This is a genomic window from Lysinibacillus macroides (assembly GCF_001281525.1).
Taxonomy (GTDB): domain Bacteria; phylum Bacillota; class Bacilli; order Bacillales_A; family Planococcaceae; genus Lysinibacillus; species Lysinibacillus macroides.
In genome coordinates this window covers 400,533-423,202 of the sequence record NZ_LGCI01000010.1, presented here as the reverse complement: position 1 = coordinate 423,202, position 22,670 = coordinate 400,533, and the positions used below count along the sequence as shown (strand labels likewise).

20 protein-coding genes and 3 pseudogenes are annotated in these 22,670 nt (G+C 37.8%); 12 read left to right on the top strand and 11 right to left on the bottom strand.

The genetic code is table 11. The features are described 5' to 3' along the window. Positions 1-127 precede the first annotated feature (127 nt). Both ADM90_RS16890 and splB read left to right on the top strand, forming a co-directional pair. Entirely contained in the window at positions 128-352 is a 225-nt protein-coding gene (locus ADM90_RS16890; RefSeq protein ID WP_004232790.1) for a transcriptional regulator SplA domain-containing protein, read from the top strand. A gap of 12 nt (positions 353-364) precedes the next feature. Beyond that, complete coding sequence (gene splB / locus ADM90_RS16885) at positions 365-1,393, top strand: spore photoproduct lyase (RefSeq protein ID WP_053996096.1); 1,029 nt, start codon at positions 365-367, stop codon at positions 1,391-1,393. Positions 1,394-1,572: 179 nt separating this feature from the next. On the opposite strand, the pseudogene ADM90_RS25450 reads toward splB, so the two are convergent. Next, a pseudogene (locus tag ADM90_RS25450) lies at positions 1,573-1,695 on the bottom strand (hypothetical protein); the annotation flags it as partial. Positions 1,696-1,886: 191 nt separating this feature from the next. Between ADM90_RS25450 and ADM90_RS16880 the strand changes: the two are divergent. Further along, positions 1,887-2,822 carry an arginine deiminase family protein gene (locus tag ADM90_RS16880; protein WP_053996095.1) on the top strand — a complete coding sequence of 312 codons (936 nt, stop codon included), beginning with the start codon at positions 1,887-1,889 and terminating at the stop codon, positions 2,820-2,822. 17 nt (positions 2,823-2,839) lie between these two features. Beyond that, positions 2,840-4,156 (top strand): amino acid permease, encoded by a 1,317-nt coding sequence (locus tag ADM90_RS16875; RefSeq protein ID WP_053996094.1) that lies wholly within the window; start codon positions 2,840-2,842, stop codon positions 4,154-4,156. Here the strand turns inward: ADM90_RS16875 and ADM90_RS16870 are convergent. Together ADM90_RS16870 and ADM90_RS16865 are read right to left on the bottom strand one after the other, a co-directional pair. Further along, positions 4,100-4,906: a YqcI/YcgG family protein gene (locus ADM90_RS16870; RefSeq protein WP_053996093.1), complete on the bottom strand. Its 807-nt coding sequence runs from the start codon at positions 4,904-4,906 to the stop codon at positions 4,100-4,102. The two genes, ADM90_RS16875 and ADM90_RS16870, sit on opposite strands and share 57 nt — an antisense overlap. A 340-nt stretch (positions 4,907-5,246) precedes the next feature. After that, on the bottom strand, positions 5,247-5,684 hold the full coding sequence (locus tag ADM90_RS16865) for a MarR family winged helix-turn-helix transcriptional regulator (protein WP_053996092.1): 438 nt from the start codon (positions 5,682-5,684) through the stop codon (positions 5,247-5,249). A gap of 121 nt (positions 5,685-5,805) precedes the next feature. Here ADM90_RS16865 and ADM90_RS16860 point away from each other — a divergent pair, with 121 nt between their 5' ends. Then, entirely contained in the window at positions 5,806-6,393 is a 588-nt protein-coding gene (locus ADM90_RS16860) for an NAD(P)H-dependent oxidoreductase (RefSeq protein WP_053996091.1), read from the top strand. A gap of 24 nt (positions 6,394-6,417) precedes the next feature. Here ADM90_RS16860 and ADM90_RS16855 read toward each other — a convergent pair whose 3' ends face one another. Genes ADM90_RS16855 through ADM90_RS16845 form a run of 3 tightly spaced genes read right to left on the bottom strand, consistent with a single transcriptional unit; the run spans position 6,418 to position 9,937 of the window. Then, entirely contained in the window at positions 6,418-7,491 is a 1,074-nt protein-coding gene (locus ADM90_RS16855) for a sensor histidine kinase (RefSeq protein WP_235473641.1), read from the bottom strand. Further along, on the bottom strand, positions 7,488-8,165 hold the full coding sequence (locus tag ADM90_RS16850; protein ID WP_053996089.1) for a response regulator transcription factor: 678 nt from the start codon (positions 8,163-8,165) through the stop codon (positions 7,488-7,490). The genes ADM90_RS16855 and ADM90_RS16850 overlap by 4 nt, the downstream gene beginning before the upstream one ends. 14 nt (positions 8,166-8,179) lie before the next feature. Continuing rightward, the gene (locus tag ADM90_RS16845; protein WP_053996088.1) at positions 8,180-9,937 is read right to left on the bottom strand and encodes an ABC transporter ATP-binding protein; all 1,758 of its coding nucleotides are present in this window, start codon (positions 9,935-9,937) and stop codon (positions 8,180-8,182) included. A gap of 250 nt (positions 9,938-10,187) precedes the next feature. On the opposite strand from ADM90_RS16845, the pseudogene ADM90_RS23985 reads away from it, so the two are divergent. Next, a pseudogene (locus tag ADM90_RS23985) lies at positions 10,188-11,476 on the top strand (IS3 family transposase); the annotation flags it as partial. Positions 11,477-11,622: 146 nt separating this feature from the next. On the opposite strand, the gene ADM90_RS16830 reads toward ADM90_RS23985, so the two are convergent. The 4 genes from ADM90_RS16830 to ADM90_RS25580 form a co-directional block, all read right to left on the bottom strand. Then, positions 11,623-12,147, bottom strand: coding sequence for a hypothetical protein (locus ADM90_RS16830; protein WP_053996086.1), 525 nt, complete (start codon positions 12,145-12,147; stop codon positions 11,623-11,625). A 187-nt stretch (positions 12,148-12,334) separates the two neighbouring features. Further along, a complete protein-coding gene (locus tag ADM90_RS25585; RefSeq protein WP_083448593.1) occupies positions 12,335-12,457 on the bottom strand; it encodes a helix-turn-helix domain-containing protein in 123 nt (40 codons plus the stop codon). 19 nt (positions 12,458-12,476) lie between these two features. Then, complete coding sequence (locus ADM90_RS16825) at positions 12,477-13,592, bottom strand: IS4 family transposase (protein WP_053996085.1); 1,116 nt, start codon at positions 13,590-13,592, stop codon at positions 12,477-12,479. A 371-nt stretch (positions 13,593-13,963) separates the two neighbouring features. Continuing rightward, positions 13,964-14,146, bottom strand: a complete 183-nt coding sequence (locus tag ADM90_RS25580; protein WP_083448634.1) for a recombinase family protein — start codon at positions 14,144-14,146, stop codon at positions 13,964-13,966. Positions 14,147-14,472: 326 nt separating this feature from the next. Between ADM90_RS25580 and ADM90_RS16815 the strand changes: the two genes are divergently transcribed. From ADM90_RS16815 to ADM90_RS24330, 3 genes and pseudogenes are all read left to right on the top strand, one after another. After that, complete coding sequence (locus ADM90_RS16815; protein WP_053996083.1) at positions 14,473-15,045, top strand: hypothetical protein; 573 nt, start codon at positions 14,473-14,475, stop codon at positions 15,043-15,045. Positions 15,046-15,510: 465 nt separating this feature from the next. Then, positions 15,511-16,635 (top strand): IS4 family transposase, encoded by a 1,125-nt coding sequence (locus ADM90_RS16810; protein ID WP_053994015.1) that lies wholly within the window; start codon positions 15,511-15,513, stop codon positions 16,633-16,635. A gap of 211 nt (positions 16,636-16,846) precedes the next feature. Further along, positions 16,847-17,254, top strand: a pseudogene (locus ADM90_RS24330) (IS3 family transposase); the annotation flags it as partial. 58 nt (positions 17,255-17,312) lie between these two features. Here ADM90_RS24330 and ADM90_RS16805 read toward each other — a convergent pair. Continuing rightward, on the bottom strand, positions 17,313-19,061 hold the full coding sequence (locus ADM90_RS16805) for a multicopper oxidase family protein (RefSeq protein WP_412176995.1): 1,749 nt from the start codon (positions 19,059-19,061) through the stop codon (positions 17,313-17,315). A gap of 270 nt (positions 19,062-19,331) precedes the next feature. Between ADM90_RS16805 and ADM90_RS16800 the strand changes: the two genes are divergently transcribed. The 3 genes from ADM90_RS16800 to ADM90_RS16790 all read left to right on the top strand — a co-directional run bounded on the left by ADM90_RS16800 (position 19,332) and on the right by ADM90_RS16790 (position 22,655). After that, complete coding sequence (locus tag ADM90_RS16800; protein WP_235473639.1) at positions 19,332-20,759, top strand: tetratricopeptide repeat-containing diguanylate cyclase; 1,428 nt, start codon at positions 19,332-19,334, stop codon at positions 20,757-20,759. 203 nt (positions 20,760-20,962) lie between these two features. Next, positions 20,963-21,445 carry a cell wall elongation regulator TseB-like domain-containing protein gene (locus ADM90_RS16795; protein ID WP_053996081.1) on the top strand — a complete coding sequence of 161 codons (483 nt, stop codon included), beginning with the start codon at positions 20,963-20,965 and terminating at the stop codon, positions 21,443-21,445. Between the two features lie 16 nt (positions 21,446-21,461). Beyond that, complete coding sequence (locus ADM90_RS16790; RefSeq protein ID WP_053996080.1) at positions 21,462-22,655, top strand: pyridoxal phosphate-dependent aminotransferase; 1,194 nt, start codon at positions 21,462-21,464, stop codon at positions 22,653-22,655. Positions 22,656-22,670 lie beyond the last annotated feature (15 nt).

Below are 22,670 nucleotides of genomic sequence, written 5' to 3'. Positions count from 1 at the left end.
TTTCAACTATTACGAATAACTCCTCTCTTAGTAATGATGAAGTATTATGCCAATATCCAAAATTTTTTATGACATATTTTTTGAACAATTTCACCAAACTAATGGAAAGGCAGAGGAAGGTGAAGAGATGCAACAACCATTTGATGTGGGTGATATTGTTTATATTTTTTACCGCAATCCACATATTCAAGATGTAACGAATATACAGGAAGCGGCAGTCGTTTATCATCCAGAAAAACCAGAGGAGCTAGCTCTATTTTTATTTGAAACCTATTATCCAATCACGAATGACATGGTAATTTTTGCAAGCGAGATGGCGGCTGAACAGGCCTATCACCAGTATTTTCATTAAGGGAGGACGCACATGATAAAGCCATTTACCCCTCAGCTTGTTTATTTTGAGCCAGATGCCCTCCAGTATCCATTAGGTCAGGAGCTAAAAGAGAAGTTTGAGCAGATGGGAATTGAAATTCGCTATACAACTTCCCATAATCAAGTGAGAAACCTTCCTGGAGACAATGATTTTCAAAAGTATCGGGTGGCAAAATCGACCTTAGTAGTGGGTATTCGAAAAACATTAAAGTTTGATACATCTAAGCCCTCAGCGGAATATGCCATCCCATTTGCGACTGGCTGTATGGGACATTGTCATTATTGCTATTTACAAACAACTATGGGCAGCAAACCTTATATTCGGACGTATGTCAATGTCGATGAAATCCTAGAACAGGCCGATCACTATATGGCTGAACGAGCACCTGATATCACTCGCTTTGAGGCATCCTGTACTTCTGATATTGTAGGAATTGATCATCTTACACATACCTTAAAGCGAGCCATTGAGCATTTTGGACAAAGTGAGCTAGGTCAGTTACGATTTGTAACGAAATTCCATCATGTGGATCATTTATTAGATGCCAAGCATAATGGTCGTACAAGGTTTCGTTTTAGTGTCAATGCTGATTATGTGATTAAACACTTTGAGCCAGGTACATCATCATTGGAAAAGCGCATTGAGGCAGCGGGGAAAGTGGCAAGAGCTGGATACCCACTCGGATTTATTGTTGCGCCAATCTATCTTCATGATGGCTGGCAGGAGGGCTATTATCATATGTTTGAGCGATTGGACGCTGAATTGCCCAAGGATGTGCGCGATGACATCACCTTTGAATTTATTCAACATCGCTTTACAAAGCCTGCAAAACGAGTGATTGAAAAAAATTATCCAATGACAAAGCTAGAGCTCGACGAGACGGTAAGACGATATAAATGGGGCAAATATGGCATTGGTAAATATATTTATCAAAAAGAGGAAGAGGAAGACATTAAGGAACATTTGTATGGCTATATGCAGAAATTTTTCCCTCAAGCAAAATTAGAATATTTTACATGATAATTAGAGAGAGAACGGCTTGTTTTCTCTCTAAATTAATCTTTTAAATCGTTTAGTAAATGGAGAAACGAGAAATATTGCATTGTCTCTGATACATTGTATCAATCACTAAATTACCAAGCCCATTTCTTGTATAGAAGAATGCGGTAACGATGTATACTTCGACTTTAAGGTAACAATCAGTACGTGAAAAACCACCTAGTAACTATAAATCCGTAATGGCTAGTCCTGTTTTCTTCTTGCACCTCTCTTTTAGCAGTATCCTTTAAGCTCTCGCCTAATTTCATCAAACTACCAGGAAGTCCCCATCCGTCCTCCTATCTTTTTCGCAATAATAGTTCGCTATTAAGAATGACGACCACCAAACCAGGTAAAACGATTGGTTGATACCTACATATAATTGGAGAATTTTTCTTGATTATGGTCCTTGTATAATCTGAAAGTCCATGGTAACGCTAACAGAGATTGTTGTGAAGAAGGAGAGAATACTTGAATGGATTCATTTCAACTAAATTGTTGGTCAGAACATGGAGAACTGAAAGTAGTGATGCTTTGTGCACCATCAATCGTAGATGTAACGGATTTAACAATAGCAGAGCAGGTTGGTTGGAGTGATACGGTCAACCATCAGAAGGCAATGGATAATTTCATGGCATTAAAGACAACATTCGAAAACGCAGGGGTACATGTACTTGATTATGCAAACGAACTAACCCCAGATCAGCAGCTATTAAGTGAGCAGCTGCTGAATCGTTATTTTGTGCGTGACCTAGCCTGTGTCATTGGTAATCGACTTTTACTTGGAAACGCAGGAAGCTCGCTTAGAAGACCAGAATATCCTCTTGCCCATTCACTTTTAGCGAAATGGTTTCCACAACAATGGAAAGCTAATTCGCAACCGCTTCATTCCTTCGAATGCGGAGATTTGTTAATTTTAAATAAAGATGCTGTGCTTATTAATCTTGGGATGAGAACAACAATAGAAGCTATCGAAAGCTTAAAGGAAAGCATTTTTCAAGAGGGGTTTTCTGAAATTGCCGTAATTGATTTACCTAAAAGCAATGATACGTTGCATTTAGATATGAATTGTAATGTTGTGAACGCGAATCTGGTAGTTGCTAAAAGCTTTGCACGCCATTTTCCTGTTCAGGTGTTAACAGCTCAAAGCTGTCGTTTTGATATGGTAGAGTCATTTTTAAAGCGTCATGGTTTGGATGTTTACTGGCTGAACTCGTATAAGACCATTCCAGACATCAACTTTATTAACCTGAATCCAGAAACACTGTTGATAAGCAAGCAGGCAACACAACAACAATTATTGGCGCATCCACTGCTGAAGAATAAAAACTTGCTTGAAGTTGATGTCACTGAGCTTGAAAAAGGCGGTGGTGGCATTCGATGTATGACATTGCCATTAGTAAGAACGTAACGAAGGGTTGAGAACAAATGACTTCAAAATCAGCTAAAGGAAGTATGGCCTGGTGGCAGCTTTCGCTTCTTGGTATCGGTTGTACTTTGGGAACGGGCTTTTTTCTTGGGACAAGTATGGCCATTCATAAAAGTGGGCCTGCGGTATTAATTCCTTTTTTATTAGCGGCCATTTGTACGTATATTGTGTATGATGCACTTGTTAAAATGTCTGTGGAAAACCCAGATAAAGGCTCTTTTCGTACCTATGCCAAGCAAGCCTTTGGACGCTGGGCAGGCTTTAGCAATGGCTGGTTGTACTTGATTTCTGAGCTATTAATCATGGGAAGCCAACTGATGGCGCTCGGCATTTTTACGAAATTTTGGTTTCCGGCACTGCCCCTGTGGATTGCTGCATCGATTTATGCTGCTATCGGTTTAGTCGTAATTCTCACAGGCATGAAGGGCTTTGAAAATTTCCAAAATATCTTCGGTGCCTTAAAGGCAGCGGCCATGATTATGTTCATTATTGTAGCAGTGGTCATCATCATGAGGGGCACATCATCTGCTACGATGGCTTCACTTCAGGCTAATTATGAAGCATTTTTCTCACAAGGAATAAAAGGTATTTGGCTCGGATTACTTTATGCCTTTTATGCCTACGGAGGAATTGAAGTGATGGGTTTAATGGTCATCGATTTGAAAAATCCAAAAGAGGCGCCAAAAGCAGGGAGAATTATGCTGAGCGTGATTACCATTATTTTCATCATGGCCATTGCCCTTGCATTGGCACTCGTTGCGTGGAAAGACTTTTCGATTGATGAAAGTCCTTTTATTACGGCGCTTCAAGGATACCATATACCTTTTGTGGCAGATATTTTTAATGGTGTGCTAATCATTGCTGGTTTTTCAACAATGGTTGCCTCGCTATACGCGGTCATTACCATTCTCACTACACTTGCTGAAGACCATGATGCACCGGCAATACTCGCAAAGAAAGGAAAAATGAAAGTTCCTTTTCCCGCCTTTTTGTTTTTAACGAGTGGTTTAGTGATCACGATTGTGATTGGTTTTTTGATGCCAGAAAAAATCTTTGAATATTTGATCACGGCTGCGGGTTTAATGTTGATCTATAATTGGCTCTTTATTTTGGTGACCTACTGGAAGCTCATGGAGTTAACGAAGTGGGGGCATGTAAAGAATGGTATAGGGATGTTGCTCATTGCTGTGACGGTGTCTGGCACTTTAGGTGAAAAAACAAGCAGACTCGGTTTTTACGTGAGCCTGCTCTTTATAGTCTTAATCAGTGTGGCGACCTGGATTGTTGTGAAAAGGCAAAGAAACATTACGGAATGAACCGTTTTCCTGAGACATCCTTAAAAAAGGACATTTGGATGGACTATGGTTATCATCACTTAAAAAATACTGCTTCCATTCATAACTATCCTCTTGCCCGTACCATTTTAAATCTGGATGTCCTGGAATTGTGTCATAGTCTGCAATTCGCTGACGAATGAGCTTTTTGATTTTTCGTCCAAAGGCCGTTGAGTTGTTTATATCATCGAATATCCAACGTGGCTGAATGGCCATTAATAAGGTGGAAAAATGGCGACTCTTTCGCAATTTATGGGCTGGTGTTGCACAAGAGATAAAATAGGGCTCTCCATGAAAGCAAAACTCCCATTCATGGTGAGTAGGCTCCATTGGTATACTCTTAGGCCATTCCATCTCATCCATATTGGTTAAATTATTTAAGATAGACCAAAATAATTGCTGATAATCTGCCACCTCAAAGCGATCTCGCATATCGTGAGGGGTATGAAAGAACACAGTGAGTGTTGTATACTTCCCGAAAGTTCGTGAGGCTTTTGTATAGTCCTTTAAGCATTGTGCTAACATCCTAATCGATTGCTCCTCGCGTGGATCCCCGACAAAACTATAGCGCAAATGGTTTGATAAAAAGCCCATTCTTGCTGGTATACACGGAAACGTATTCGCTTCATCTGCAATCGTGGCAGCAAAATCAGTATAGGCTGACTGTTGCCATAATGGAAGTGTTTCAAACTGTTCCTCAATCCACTCCCGATCAAACACTACTACTTCCACTTAAGACTCCTCCTTCTACTCACCTTTATACTATTAAAGAAAAGACAAAGTGGTTACGAATCTCGGGTGAGTGACACGGGTATGCTGATAAAGATTTTTTAATAATTCATTTCAAGTTATGACTAACCTTTTTGCATGAAAGACGAATAATTCCAAGAAGAATGAGCAACTTTTGGTTCAGAAGTTTGAAGTAAAAGAGAGCGCTTCAAGCCAAGGAAAGAACGGCTTTGAATCAGAAGCGAGCACTTCAAACCTAAGAAAGCGCAATTTCAGTCAAAAAAGATCTCGCCCCCTGCTTCTCCAATAGTAGCGATCACCACACCCCAAAAGCAGCATGGTCTTAGCCATTTTGGCGTAAAACCTTTTCCTCTAAAATGGCTAGAGCATGCTGGATGTCCTTTAGATCATCCTGTGTTGCGTGTTGGATAAGCTGTAGAAAGCGTTCTTCGATACAGGCAAATGCCTCCTCCATCATTTTTTCACCTTCTTTGGACAAACGGACATACTGCTTTCTGCGGTCGGCTGTGTCGCTAAATTTTTGGATTAGCTGCCGTTCCTGCAATTTCCGTAGTTCACGGCTTGTATTGGGTAAGGACATATGCTGACATTCACTGATTTCGGTTGGTGTGACGGGTTGGCTTACTTTAATATATTCAAGAATTTTATATTGTAGCGGTGTGATATTCGCAGCGGTAATATTTTGTGTGAGATCATGTGTCACTTGATGGATTGTAGCTGTAAATGCTACAAACTGATGAAATAAAGCGCTTTTATTCAATGGGATCACCTCTTACTGTCAAGATAACAAATAACTTGTCCTAAAACAATTATCATTTGACAACTAAAATGAAGTGAACTATTATTTTGTTATCAAATGATAAGTAATGAGGAGGCACACATTGAAAACGTTAATTGTTTATACATATCCCAACCATAAAAGTTTAAATTATGCTTTTTTACAAGAAGTGATAAAGGGGTGTCGAGAAAATCCTGCCATCGAGGAGATTCAGATACTAGATTTATATGAAGAACAGTTCGATCCACGCTTAATTTTCCATGAACATAAACGACGTCGTGATATGTATCGGGATCCGAAAATGGAAAAATACCGTCAACAGCTCTCTTGGGCAGATCAACTTGTATTTGTTTATCCAATCTGGTGGGGGAGACCGCCAGCCATGCTGTTAGGGTATATTGACCAATTATTTGCGGCAAACTTTGCTTATCGAGATACAAAGGGGTTATTTCCAGAGGGTCTTTTAAAAGGGAAGTCTGTAGTCTGTGTATCCACGATGAAGGGACCAACCAATTATCCATTTTTATGGTTGAACAATGCACATAAAATTTTGATGAAGAGAGCGTTGTTTAAGTTTGTTGGGATGAAAAAAGTGAAGTTTTTTGAGTTTGGTAACATGGAAAGCAAAAGAGGGAAGCAAAAGCAAAAACTAAATAAAGTATATCGATACTTTAGCAAAGTAGCTTACTAGAAAAAATAACTCGTGCAGACGGTTTTAGTCGTTTGCACGAGTTGGCGTACTGTCGATGGGTACAGTAATCAAAAATTTTGTATATTCAGCTATTTTGCTCTCTACAGCAATGGTTCCTTGATGCATATCAATTATTTTTTTGACAATGGCCAGCCCTAATCCGCTACCGCCATTTCCAGCAGTTCGCGATTGATCGGCCTTATAAAATCTTTCAAAAATATGCTTTTGTTGTTCTTCGGTTAAGCCAATGCCAGTATCTTGAACCATCACGGTTATCGTGTCGAATTGCTTTTTCATAGATAATGTGATGGTTCCATTGGTAGGTGTAAACTTAATACTGTTTGTCAGCAAATTCATCCAGACTTGATTTAGCAAATCCTCATCTGCAGTGATGCTCAGGTTATCAAGATCGAGATCGAAGTCAATTTGTTTGGCTAACCAATTCGGTTCAAGTGCCAGCACCACATTGCGTAATTGTTTATTGAGTCGATAATTTGTAGGCTCAAATGGATGATGCTGCGATTCTAAGGAAGTGAGCTTGAGTAAGTTGTCGCTAATTTTTGATAATCGATTACTTTCTAATTCAATTATGTCTAAATAATGCTGTCGCTTTTCTTCAGGTAGATTAATATTCTTCAGTGCCTTTGCAAAGCCATTAATAGATGTTAAAGGTGATTGAATTTCATGGGAGACGTTGGAAATGAACTCCTGACGCATTCTTTCCAGTTCACCTAACTCAACGGCCATATGATTAATACCATGAATCAATTGCCCAAATTGATCCTCCTCATCTGCCCTCAGATCCAACTGAACATCAAAATCACCTTTTGCCATGCGGCTTAATGCATCTACAATCGTATCCCAATAGTTGCGTTGTCGATTTAGTCCGATTAAAAAGATAATGGCAGCTGAACAGGCAAAAAGTGCAAACACACCAATCACTGTACCTAGTTGTAGCCAAAATCCATGAGGCTCAGTCCCTAACCGTCCATACAGCCATGAAGTTACATGATAGGAAATAAAAGCGAAAACGGTGTTTGCAATCAGAAACAGGCAAAAGACCATCGCTAATCTTAACATGAATCTTCGTTTTCTCATGTGCTTAGTTCCAAGCGGTAACCAAGACCACGAATGGTGCGAATGACAAAGCCGCTTGTCTCCTGTGGAAAGCGTTCTCGTATTCTTTTGATATGGACATCAACTGTTCGTTCATCTCCCTCATAGTCGTAGCCCCAGATTTCTTCGATCAACTGTTCACGGGAAAAGGTTTTGCCGACATAGCTTGCAAGTGTAAATAATAGCTCGAACTCCTTCAAACGAAGCAGAATCGTCTCGCCGTTCATTGCCACTTCGTGTGTAAGGCGATTTAGTTTAACATTACCGGCCTCTACAACTTGAGAAAGGGAAATACGATATCTTTTTAAGATCGACTTAACACGCACAATTAGCTCGGCAGGCTCAAATGGCTTCACAAGGTAATCATCTGTCCCTAAATGAAAGCCTTTGATTTTTTGAGAGGTTTCGCCTTTAGCTGTTAGCATAAGGATCGGTAAATTTGTATTGAATGAACGTATCTCCTCACACAATGCCCAGCCATCCATGTTAGGCATCATAATATCCATCACGACCATATCGACTTTTTCAGTGTCTAATTTGGACAGTGCATCAACACCATCGATAGCCTCTATCACCTCTAAGCCCTCATTTTGCAGAAACACTTTTACCAATTCTCGAATATGTGCATCATCATCCACCACTAATAGTTTTGTCATTTCAACAAACCCCTTTATTCAACGTCTTTAATGCGTAATTGCTGCATGGCAAACTCACGATACATAGCATGTGTTTCAAAGAGTGTTTCGTGTGTGCCACAGCCAGTAATATGCCCTTTCTCAATAAATAATATTTGATCGGCATCTACCACTGTCGATAAACGGTGCGCAATGACTAATGTTGTGCGCCCTTGCATTAAGTTGTCTAATGCTTTTTGTACATAAATTTCTGATTTACTATCTAAGCTCGATGTGGCTTCATCCAGCATTAATATTTGCGGATTACGTAACAGCGCCCTTGCAATAGAGATACGCTGACGTTGTCCACCTGAAAGCTTGATGCCTCGTTCTCCAACTTCTGTGTCAAACTTGTCTGGAAGCTCATTAATAAATTGATCTGCATAGGCCATTTTAGCCACTTTTTCTAGTTCATCATCTTGCACTTTACGGTCTATACCATAGCAAATATTTTCTCGAATCGTACCTGATAGCAGGGCACTTTCCTGCGCCACATAGCCGATTTGACTGCGCCAAGAGTGGAGTGAGAAAGTTTCGATTGGTGTATCTCCTAGTGTGATACTGCCGTTCGTAGGCTGATAGTATCGTTCTAGCAAAGAAAATGTGGTTGTTTTACCGCCACCACTTGGTCCTACGATGGCTGTTACTTTGCCTGGCTCAATTGTGAAGTTAATATCGGATAAAATAGGCTCTTCACCATAAGAAAAGTCAACATTTTTAACATAAATGGGTTGGTCTACTTTTTCTACAGTTAAGCCTTCTTCAATATGTTCTTCCTCGTATTCAAGTAATGCACTAATTCGTTCTGTAGCCCCCATTGCTTTTTGGAGTTGGGTAAAGAACATCGTCAATTGTGTCATCGGCATAATGATTTGGATTAAATATAAAATAAATGCTACCATATCGCCAGCCGTCAGCTCTCCAGAGGAAACACGGACACCACCATAGCCAATAATAGCTACAAGCACAGACATCAGAACGAATGAAATCAGCGGGGAAATCAGTGCATGAATTTTTGCTTCTTTTAAGCCAAATGTAAAGAGATTCGTAATGCCCTTTTTTCCATGCTCATATTCAATTTGCTCAGCATTTGAAGCCTTGACTAGGCGCGTTTCAGGTAAAACTTGATTTAATACAGACGTAAATTTTGCTGTTTCATCTTGCATTCCTTTTGAAATCACAAACATGCGTCGCCCTAACAACATTAAGATCACCATAGCCAGTGGTACGGCAATCAGCATGACTAATGTCATTTTCCAATCTAAAAATAGAAGAATGATAATAGAACCTATTATGGAGATAACGCCAGATAAACAGTTTGCTAAATGCTCTGTTATAAGCTCTTTCACAACGGCCGTGTCATTCGTAACACGGCTCAATGTTTCACCAGTATCATGTTCATCATAATAGGGGATTGGTAAATGCAACAGCTTTCGCCATAGCTGGTCACGTAATTTTGCCACAACATGATGTCCAACTCGATTTAAATAGTAAATAGATAAGCCACTAGCTATAGCCTGTGCAATAAAGGCAACACCAAGTATTACTATTTGCCAATAATTAAGGGATGCTAAGGAAAAGCCATCTACTAATTGTTTTGTAAATAACGGTACGATAAAGCCGACGCCCGTTGTTGCTAAACTCATCACTAAAGCAATGACGAGTAGCCAAATAGGTGGCTCCGCCTGTTTGACTAACTGGATAAAGCGTTGCCAATCCCGTTTTTTCGTTGTATCTTTTGCTATCTCTTGCAAAGAAATATGCCTCCTTTATGATCGTAAAACAATATGTTTTACTTCTATGGGTTTTACTATAGCATGACTTTATGAACTGAATATGAAATGGCAAACGATTAGTAAAAAAAGCTATTGAGAGAATGGTGATCATTGATATGCTTCCTATTAGGTAGACAGATTGAAAATTAAAATCTGTTTATTAAATGGGGAGTTTTTTATACCTAAAAAATCATTTTCACCAGATGTTAAAATCTTAGCACTTTAATATTTAGAGGAATGTCGTCATACACGTCAAGAAATCTGTAGGATTATTTCTGTTAATATGATAACCCTACAAATATGGCGTGCTCTTTATAAATACGGTGAAGTAGAAGCTTTAGTACGCCCTAAGAAAAATAAGGTGTACTCAGAAGAATTGAAGCAGCGTGCTGTGGAAGATTATTTAACATAGAAATATTCGATATCCTAGCTAAATATGGGATTAGTAGTTTATCAGTGTTCAAAAAGTGGTTGAAAATCTATGCTAGTCATAGTGAATTAAACGATTCAGGAAAAGGATTGAGTAAAAGGATGACTAAAGGAAGAAAAACAACCGTAGAAGAACGGAAACCCGAGGACGAACTGCGCTTAAAAATTCAACAGATGGAGCGCGAAAATGAACGATTATGTGCAGAGAATTTACTATTAAAAAAGTTAGGGGAACTCGAAAGGAGGCGTCGTTAAGTAAGATTCGAATTCAGAGCCGCTATATCACGATTCAAGAATTAGCGGAGAAGAAGAATTTCTCGATTGTATTATTGTGTGAAATTGCAGATGTATCACATGCATCTTACTATAAATGGCTTAAACGTCAGCCAGGAGCACGTGAAGTCGAAAACCAACAACTAACGGTATCCATTCAACATTTATATACGCAAGTGGGTGGCATCTACGGGTATCGCCATGACGATTAATCGCCAGCATGAAAAAGGAGGCTTGAAGAAAGTGAATAAGAAACGAATTTATCGCCTAATGCAAATTTGTGGTTTGGAGGCGGTTATTCGATGTAGACCAAAGCGTTATCGTAAGGTAAAGTCGGATTATGTAGAAGGGAATATTTTACAACGCGAATTCACAGCGGAAAAACCGAATCAAAAACGGTGTACAGACGTTACAGAATTTAAGTATGGGAACGTGAAAAAGGTCTATTTAAGTGCCATTATCGATCTGTACGATAAATCTATTGTAAGTTATGTATTAGGGCAATCCAATAATAACGACCTTGTCTTTAAGACAGTAAGATCGGCTATTCGAGCATTAAAAGAGGATGAATTCCCGCTTTTACATAGCGATCGTGGTTATCAATATACATCTAAAAAATTTAAGCGAATCCTGGAAAAAGCATACATAACACATCGTATGTCGAGAGTAGGTCGCTGTATCGATAATGGACCGATTGAAGCATTTTGGGGAACGTTAAAAGTAGAGAAGTATTATTTACATAAATATGAGTCATATGAATCGTTAAAGGACGCCATTGATAAATACATAGAGTTCTACCATAATGAACGTTACTAAGAAACATTAAACGGCTTGAGTCCCCTAGAATACAGGTCTCAAGCCGCTTAAAGCATTTTTATTATTTCCACTGTCTACTTGATAGGGATCAGTTCACTCTTCAAAGATTATAATATTATTATTTATAGTTCAAGCAGAAGTTATTACTAGTACATAAAAGCTACTCCGTTGCTATATGCTAAAGGACTTAGATAGTGTACTTTTAAAGAAGGGGATTCTACTGCTTCTCCTGTAAATCTTGCAAGGTAACTAACACCTTTTGTCAAAGAAACGCCATTTATATCAGCAAGACCAGATATGCTAAAACCAGTCCCCCCTCCTGAAAAATACATTGACCCTTTAAAAGCACCAGTAGACTGAGTATAAATATCAGCTCTACAAGTAAAAGATAAAAATTTTCCTGATGTACCGGGTATATTTAAAGACCAAGCGAAGGCTCTTGCAGTCGGCATATAATTAATTTCCGCTGTTCCACTGTTACCCCAAAAAGTAGCAAACGGTGTTATGATATTGTTGTCTTCTTCAGTGTTCTTTAATTCATACATTTCAAAAGTATTGTCTATATTGTCTGAAATTTGTTCTTCTGCTTGAGCATAGCCTATATTAAAATTGAAAATCCCTATAATAAAAATAACACTAAATGCTAACAAAACTTTAAAATATTTCCTCACTTTTAACCATCCCTTAAATTGAATTTTAATACTTATAAAGAATATTTTTAACTTGAACTAAGAGGTGAAAAACTAAAAATACTTGCCAATGCCCCTTTAATTAGATATATATAACATATTAGTTATTATATACCAATAAATCCAACGTGTAAATAGAATAGAATATAAAAGATAACAAGCTATATTATTAAATAGTTTGTTTTTTCTTTTTCATTTTATAGATAGTTGCCATTGAAACGCCAGTATAACGACTAATATCTTGTACAGATTCATTTTTATCTAGTCTTTCAATTATTTGATCGTAAATCACACGTGTTGATTAACCAAAATCAACCAGTATTTATTTGCGTCAGTTCCCCATGAAATGCGAGTATTTCTTTGATGCCAATACGCCATTCAATTGACAGAGTAGCGCAAAGAAGCTGGCGTGTAAAACCAGCGAAAGATAGGCGTTTACAGTTATTTTTCTTGTGTCCTTCTGTATGCAAAAACTTTAATAATACATAGGCAATTAAAGCCGCAAATAGCTGATTAAATACCGCATTTTTCGTCGTACCAAATAACACAGGCACATTTAAATTCTGTTTAATCCAGCGAAAAAAGGATTCAATTGCCCAACGTTCTTTATACATGCCAGCGATTTCTTCCGCCATTCCCTCACGAAGATTCGTGACAACCCGTACAATGGCGCCTTCATAATCCGTAAACTCAATAACACGGTGACGTTCCTTTGTTTGTTTTTGCGCCGAGCCAAGTGTACATGTGAAATCAGCAACGATATTGGACCCTTCAACAGTAGCCCTTTTTAACGATTTTTTGCGGTTTAACTGGATATTACCCTTTAAACGGATGACAAAACCTTGCTTTGTTTTCACATACCGATCGACTTTATCCATTGAAAAATAGGCCCGATCCGCTACTAAAATAAATCGCTTATTTTCGAGTTCAACACCGACAGGACCATCGTGTTTCAAACCTGTTGTTTCAACGATTTGAAGAGGCATCCCTGTGTTATTTGTAAAGCTGACGTGCAATTTAATACCTGAACGTTCGCCATGATACAGCGCCCATGGTAAACGATTTTTTCCGACCGTCATCGTTGTTGAATCAATTGCCAGTAGTTCTTTTTCAAGCTTAAGTGAACGTCTCGTTGATCGATTTAATCGGCCGATAATTCGTTCAACAATCAGATAATTTAGTTCGCCTAAACGTTTGGACAGCGTAGAATAGTCTACTGATTTCAAGCCTTTCTCCGTCGCCACATCTGAAGCGTAACGCAAGCTTTTCCATTCGAATATAGCAGCGCCAACCAAGTAGTTTAAAAGTGTTGGTACATCACATTTACGCGCCGTATCTTTAAACTGAAACTCAGCTAGAATCCCATTGATTTCTTCCTGTGAAATAAAGTTTTGAAGTAGTGTGAAAATCGCGGTATTCTTAACCATGAGAGATTCCTCCTTGTAAATGTTGGTGTGGTAACTTACATTTTACATGGAATCTCTCTTTTTTATTAGTTTTTGGTGGTAAAAATTAGTTAATCAACAGAGGTGATCGTAAATAACTTTATAAGCCCCTTTTGCATTAGGACTATATTTAATCGGTCTGTCTTTATATTTACCATTAGCTCTTGCAATACGTATCCCTTCTGTTTGTGCTTGTCGTATACGCTTTCGTTCTTCTTCAACCATCCAAGATAATAGAATAGATTAAGAACAATGTCATTCACAAGTTTCATTATATCTTCTAAATTTGAATAATTTCTTGTATTCAAAATAGGCATGTTTATTACTGCAATATCTTTCTCATTTTCTATAAACTATTCCCATTCCTTTTTTATCTCTTCTTTATTACGTCCGAATCGAGGTAAATCTTGAACAATAAATAAATCACCAAATCGCAGCTTTTCTTTTACGTCCTGATAAACTGGACGCTCGAAATTTTTTGCTGATTCTTTTTCTGTAAAAATTCGTTTACAACCGAAATCATTTAATTCTTTAATTTGTCTCTCTAAATTTTATTCTTTCAAACTCAAACGTGCATAACCAATAATCATAAAATCCCACTTTCCTATATTTTAAATTCTAACAACCTATAACATGTTGTTATCAATAGTTTGCATAACAAGTATACACTTTGTAAAAATCTTCTTTTCATACTTCTGCTTTTGTTAAAAAATTTAAAATAGCCACTATGATATTCAACAAATAGGTCAGATTGTGGAATAAAGTGGTTGTAAAAAATGTAGGGATTTGAAATACTTGTTATTAAGGATAGGAACACATTCTAATCCGTTAATATATTAATATTTATAGAGGGGGGACGATTATGGAGAAGTCATTGCTTATTCAATTAGATGCAACGTATGTATTAAATTTTATGATTTACCTTCAAAATCTTTACTTAAATGAAAAGTTGGACGATGACAATTTGAAATATCCTTTTATGCAAAGTGCATCACCTTTTATAGAAACATTTGAAGAAAAATTCCAAGATTTATGGAATGAACTTCTAGTAAGATTATGTGAAAAAGAGAGTAATGATGTGGAGATATTTTACAATGAAAAGCGGTTGTTTTATGAAACGTTGTTTGAGCGTGATACGTCAAAGCATTTCAACGAGATTTATAAAGCATTTTCAGTATGGTGGAGAAGCTTAGCAGGGCAATTTTCAGTGGAACGCTCTGTTGGCGATAAGGCACAAAACTTATACAATGATTTATCTAATGGACTTAAACAAAGCGGAAGAAAGCCTCAAAAATATCTACATATTACTTTGATTTTTGATGAATATGTAATAGGGAAATCTGTGAGTATCCCTTATTTTTTAACTGTATCAATACAAGATTTTTGGATAAATTATAAATCGTTAGTGCCAAAATTACAGGAAAGCATAAAGTAGTATATGGGGAGATTATGATCTATTCTCCTTTCGAAATTAAACGATATTATTATCTATGCTCAGATTATGTAATTTTATATGTTAGATTGGGAAGGAATGTACTTAAAGTAACTGATGCTTAACTTGAATAAGATTTAAACTATGATATTCAACAATCGGGCGCGTTTCTTTAAGAAATGCGGCTGTATTCATTTAAGGTCTATTTATTAACTATATTATAAATAGTTTTATATTAACTAGGGCGAACTGTATCACAAATAGATGGTAAAACAAAGGATTGATTTACTATAAATAGCCATTGGTTGTCGAAGATTGATTAAATGTAATCAATCACTAGCGTCGCATTAAAATAATTAAGCCTACTATTATAATTAGAATTTTCTGTAACTTATCAATCGCATAAAAAAAGCCTTTATAATGGTTTGGTGGTAGGTACCTATCCAAATCCAAAATAAAGGACATCGCATGGATAAGTTTACACGAAAAACATCATTTGAACAATGGTTTTCACCTATTTCGACTGACTTAGTTGAAGAACTGGTGAAAGCCTCCCGATTAAATTACTATACAAAGAAGCTTCATATGGCTTCATTTATGAGATTATTACTATTTGCACAACTCCACGAAACGGAGAGTTTGCGGGCATTAAGTGATTGTGTCTTTTCGGAAGAATTGCAGAACGCAACGAACCTCAATTCGATCAGTTTCTCTCAATTAGGTAGACGACTGAATCAAATTCCGACTGAGTTTTTTCAAACGATTTTTCTAGACTTAGTTGCACAAATTCATGAAAAGACAGATTTTCAAAATAGACGAAAAATGACGACTCCACCGAAAATCATTGATTCAAGCACTTTACCATTGAACCTGAATAATCATAGATGGGCAAAATTTCGTAAAACCAAATCTGGAATCAAACTTCATTTGCGCCTTGTCTTTATGGAAAAAGGTTGTTCCTATCCAGACAAAGCGGTGCTTACAAACGCGGTTGAACATGATCGCGGTCAGCTTGAAGTACTCGTTGATGACAAAGAATGCATGTATGTGTTTGACCGTGGCTATTTGGATTATGAACGGTTCGATCGCATGACAGATGAAGGCTACTTCTTCGTCTCTCGTTTGAGAAAAAATGCGGTTATACGCCTGATTGAACCATTTGAGTTAGCGGAAAATTCACCGGTTTTATCCGATGAAATGGTCGTCATCGGAACGACGCAAAATCGACCTGAGAATGTGTTTCGTTTGATAAAAGTACTGGATACAAAAGGAAACGAGTTACAATTACTCACGAATCGATTTGATTTAAGTGCAGATGAAATCGCTGAACTATACAAATCACGCTGGGCAATCGAATTGTTTTTCAAATGGATGAAACAACATTTGAATATCAAAAAGTTTTACGGGCAGAGCGAGCAAGCTGTGCATAACCAAGTTTACATCGCGATGATTGTATACTGTTTGAATGTACTGGCCCAGTTGAACACGAAAAGTAAGCGAACCTACTTACAAATTAGTCGGTATTTAAAAGCTGCTTTATGGAAATCCGCACACATTTGGTTACGCAAAATCCAAGAAAATAGCGTCCCATAAAGCTTTCTAGTCTCTGTTGCACTCGTCAAAGGTTATAGTAAAAAAATGGATGTTTACTACCTCGGTTTTAGTGTTTTCGATTTTTCATTAAAATCGGGAAAAACCAAAACTGAAAATTCAGACTTTGTTTATGCGACGCTAGTGGTAATCAATATATTTTCTAATCTATATTTTTAAATGAATTTGGCGAGAAACGAAAACTTTATTGCCAAGTTCTTTTAAAGATGCCGAAACGAACGAAATTCTAGCGTATGAAGTGTCCGATTCATTGTCATTGGATATCGCGCTCAATACGCTGAAGAAATGAAAAAAATATAAACATTTAGCAGCAAATGCCTTTATCCATTCAGATCAAAGATTCCATTATACAAGTCCAACTTAACAAGCATTCGTGAAGAAAATGGGATTAGGACAGTCCATGTCACGTCGAGGAAACTGTTGGGATAATGCGCCACAAGAATCATTCTTTAGGCATTTAAAAGATGAAACCACTATCAAAGATTGCGAAACACTAGAAGACGTAAAACGAGAAATTAAGAGTTATATGATGTACTACAATCATTATTGTGGGCAATGGAATTTGAAGAAGCTGCCGCCTGCAAAATACAGACAGCAGCTTCAACAAGTAACCTTGCTTTTTTTTCAAAATGTCCTTTACAAAGGGTACATTTTACATCTCAATAGCTTTTTTTATTATTTAAAACGTCTATTCTTGTTGCTTTAGGAGAAGAGGGCTGTGATGGTAGAAGAAGTGGAGGGATATTCAGTGCATTATTGCCGGTATGCATAACGCTAGAATCCTGTATCACTTCTTCTTTAACGGGCGGCTTATGGGCAACAGCTTCTTGTTGAGCTGGCTGCTGTGTGCTTGTTGCATGTGGCTGTTGAACGGCATGAACATCCTTTATTACAAGAATAGGGCGCATCATATCATGGTCTTCATGCTCTAGGAAATGGCAGTGCCACATATAATGACCGCTATGATCCTTCCAATGCATAATAATTTTTGTAACCTTACCAGCATCGGCTTTAACCGTATCTTTCCAGCCACGCTCATAGTCACGTGGTCCTTCTGGTGGTCCTGTAAATACCAGCTTTCCTTCATTTTCATAGAGTTCTACATCAAAGGGTCTTCGTTCTAAAATTTTAAATTGTACAAGATGTATATGCATCGGATGGATAAACGGTGTGGCATTGATAAAACTCCATATTTCAATACTGTCTAAGGCTGGTTTTTCCGTGACAGGATCATGGTACATGCGATTATCCAATAACAGCATGGGCCGCCCAAATTCATCGGTTGTTGCGGTTAATGGTAGCTGTCTTTCGATATGGGCATGATATGGGTGCAAATCCATCGTAACCGCTAGTCTCTCTGGAATTTCACTGGTATCTTCGCCTTTTAAAGGCACGATGACTCTAAACTGCATAATGACATTTGTATGTTCATCCATAAAATCTGTATCTGTATTGAGTAAGGTAATGTCCTGCCCCTCGCAATTTGAAAAATCAATAATTATATCAGTGCGTTCAGCAGGCAATAGCTCCACAGCCTGAATTTCTTGAGGTGCAGCTAAAAAACCACCATCTGTACCAATTTGAATCATTGGCTGACCATTTGAAAGGTTAAGAATATAGCCTCGGCGATTGGAGCCATTGAGAAAACGAAATCTATACTTACGTGGCTCTACGTTTAGATAGGGCCAGAGCTTGCCATTGACAACAATGGTATTGCCAACAAATCCAGGCGTAATGGATGGATGAACATCTACAGGGAAGGGTGGTTCATCAGGATAAAATAAGGAGCCATCTTCATGAAAAGATTTATCCTGAATGAGTATGGGATATTCGTAGTCGCCGCAGGGTAAATGGGAGCGTTCCTCAAGCGCGTCTCTTAATAGATAAAAGCCAGCCAAGCCTGCATATACATTTAAACGAGTTAATGCCATTGCATGGTCGTGATACCACATGGTAGTGGCAGGTTGGTGATTGGTATACTCATGTATTTCCTTGTTGAATTTTGGTCCAGTGTGCCGATAATCTCTCGTATACCAAGCCTCTGGATGCCCATCGCTTTCCCAATCCACCTTAGCGCCATGTAAATGCGTGACCGTTCTTACTTCTTGTGAATCATTAGCAGCATGCAACGAAAAATCGACTGGTAAGAAGTGGTGTAAAGGGAGTTGATTTTTATATTTTACATAAGTGGTTTGGTCCTTCGCGGCTTCAATAGTTGGCCCTGGATAAAGGCCATTGTAGCCCCAAATAACGGATAATGGAAAATGCTTATGAAAACGATGCTCACTCTCCATCATTACCAGTTCATAATAATTAGACCTTTTTGGCTTAGCGACAACAGGCTTAGGTAATTCATCCACAAATTTAGGAATTGTTGCTGGATCAGCAGGGTTAATGGGTGTACTCAACATAACACATCCTTACTTAAAGTAGCTAATTAACCCATCATATGGGTAAATGCAATAGATAACGGGGACAAAAATGGAGAAAGTCTTAAAAATTTGAGCAATTGCGAAATTTTTATTGAAAAGAGATCATTTAGCTAATAGATAAACCGATATAAGAATATAGACCTGTAACAAAAGTTATAGGTAATAGATGGGATATTGTGAAAAAGTCGGATAGGCTAGCAATATACTTAATAATTAAATGATATAGGGGTTTAGAGATGTGGTGAGATGGTGGAATTAACATTAGAGGAATTAACTAAAACAATTATGGAAATGCGCACACAGGGATATTTACCAAAAGCACTAAAATTAGCAGACCAAGGACTTTTAGTGGCAGTAGAAAGAAAAAATTATCCATATATGCTAGATTTATATTATCAAAAAATATTAATTTATCATTCGTTAGGAGATACATCGACAATGGTGAGCCTTATGCATGAATATGGAGCAATTTGTCAAAAACATGGCTCTAGTAAAAATTTTATGCATTACTATTTAGTCATGTCATTAATCTATGATTTAGTGGGTATAAGAGAAAAAACAGTGGAAATGACAAAAAAATCCATTGTCTATGCACAGGAATTACAGGATCTAGTGATGCTTGTAAGATGTCATAATAATTTATGCTATTTGGAGGTAGAGAAGGGCTGTTTAAAGGAGGCACTTCAAGCGGGATTGCAAGCAAGAGCGTATAATGAGCAGTTATCGAATATACTGCCTGATTTAGCCACATTACAAGATATTCGGATTAATAATAATTTAGCCGATGTTTATATTTTAGAGGGAGATTTTAACACAGGCCAGACGTTGTTAGATCACACATTAACCTCCAATATTATTCACAATCATAAACGTGAAAAAGTAGCGGCTTTATTTGGTTATGGTTTTTTATATGAAAAGCAGCATAGGCTGGAGGAGGCAATAGGCTATTATAAACAAGCCATCGCCCTTGCCCAATCTTATGGAGATAAGCAACTTATCAAAAAGGTAATGCGTCTACTGTTAGATGTTTTGTATCAATTAAATTGGCGAGATGAAATTTTTGATGTACAACGGAACTATATTGAGCTTACCGAAAAAATGAATGTCGATCATTTACTACAGCAAGTGATGAATTTAGAATTTAAACGTCAAAAAGAGAAGCTGGAGAAAAGGGCATATTATGATCCATTAACAGGTGTGTTCAATCGTTATTTTTTAGATTATCACCTACAGCAATGGTTAAATCGAGCTAAAACAATACAGTTCTATGTAGGTATGATCGTTTTGGATATTGATTACTTTAAAAAGTTTAATGATAGACACGGTCATTTGTTTGGAGATATGGCTTTGCAGCTTGTGGCAGATGGTCTAAAAACATTTTTATGTGAGGAAGATGTGAGAATTATTCGCTATGGTGGGGATGAGTTTATTGTTTGTTTAAAGCATGCTCAAAAGGACTATATCAAAACACTTGTGCAAAATATACATGGCTATTTACTGTCATTAACAGTAAAGGAGGCACAGCAGTCCTATCCATTAAAGGTAAGTATGGGGGTCTGTGTTAACAATCAAAAAAATTATCATTATAAGGATTTATTTAAGCAGGCAGATCACTGTTTATATCAAGCGAAAGAAAATGGTCGTGCAAACTATGTAATAGAAGAGCTTCTATAAACGTATAGCTAATTCAATCGTCGATATTCTATGAAATTAAGAAACACGACTATACAAAATTGTTGTATAATATTGTGGTATGAGGAAAGAAAGCAGGTTGACAAAATGAAAAGCAAAATGAATGGTACCGCAGCTATGCATACACTCAAACAGCGACTATATGTTATGCAAAATCAGCTTGACCGGAGACATAAGGTGATTGTATGAAAAACTGGTTGATTTTCATTTCTGTCTTTATTGTTTCGTTGTCACTGGTCATTAGCGTTTTAGTAATCTGGAAAGCCGAGGCTCCATTTCGTTCAATTGAAGAGCAGGCGAAACAGCTGGCACTTGAGGCCAAAGCTCTCGCAGTTGTATCGGAGTCCTACACATATAATGGTAAACATTCGTATGTTACTGTGTTCGGGGTAGACGAACATGGTGATAAAAAAGCTGTCTTTGTCCCAACGAATCTGGATGAGGATTCTATTCAGGAAGTGTTATTAGAAGATGGCATTACGGAGAAGCAAGCATTAGCGGTTTTTAAAAATGAAGGAAATGTACAAAAAGTCCTCCACATGAAATTAGGCTATGAGGAGCCTGGTCCAGTTTGGGAAATTACCTATCTAAATAGTCATGATCAGCTCAACTATGTCTATATTCTGTTTAAGGATGGCGATTGGTGGAAACGTATAACGAATTTATAAGAGGAGTAGATTTCGAATGAAAAATGTATTAGCAAACCGAGTAAAAACTTTAACACCATCTTCAACATTAGCCATTACTGCAAAAGCAAAAGCATTGAAAGAGCAAGGTATTGACGTAATCGGTCTAGGCGCTGGTGAACCAGACTTTAATACACCTCAAAATATTTTACATGCAGCCACTGAATCAATGGAAAAGGGTTATACAAAATATACACCTGCAGGCGGGCTTCCAGTTTTAAAACAAGCCATTATTGATAAGCTTCAACGTGATAATAGCCTTGCCTATCAACCAAATGAAGTGATCGTTGGTGTAGGGGCAAAGCATATTCTATACACACTATTCCAAGTTATTTTAAATGATGGTGATGAAGTCATTATTCCAATTCCTTACTGGGTCTCTTATCCTGAGCAAGTAAAGCTAGCAGGTGGTGTACCTGTATATGTAGAGGGATCACGTGAGCAGGACTATAAAATTACAGCCGACCAGCTACGTGCGGCTATTACAGAGAAAACAAAGGCCGTGATTATTAATTCCCCTAGCAATCCATCAGGCATGATTTATTCTCGTGAGGAGCTAGCAGAACTCGCTGCTGTTGCACAAGAAAAAGATATTTTAATCGTGTCAGATGAAATTTATGAGAAGCTTGTATACAATGGTATTGAGCATTTTTCAATTGCACAGCTTTCTGATGCAGTGAAAGCACGTACAATCGTTGTAAACGGTGTGGCAAAATCTCACTCTATGACAGGCTGGCGTATTGGCTATGCAGCAGGAGATGCTGCTATTATTAAAGCAATGACTGACCTAGCATCGCACTCTACATCTAATGCGACAACAACAGCCCAATATGCAACTGTGGAGGCGTACAATGGTTCACAAGACGCCGTAGAAGAAATGCGTCAGGCATTTGAATCCCGTCTCGAGAAAATTTATCCACAGGTAAGTGCAATTCCTGGCTTCCGTGTCTTAAAGCCACAGGGGGCATTCTACTTATTACCAGACGTAGCAGAAGCTATGGCGCATACTGGCTATGATTCAGTAGATGCATTTGCTGCGGATATTTTAACAGAAGCAAACGTAGCAGTGATTCCAGGTTCTGGTTTCGGCACACCAACTACAATGCGATTATCCTATGCTACATCTTTAGAATTATTAGAAGAGGCAGTCCGTCGTATTGATGCATTTGTAAAATCAAAATGGCAAGACTAATCCTTCTAATCGACT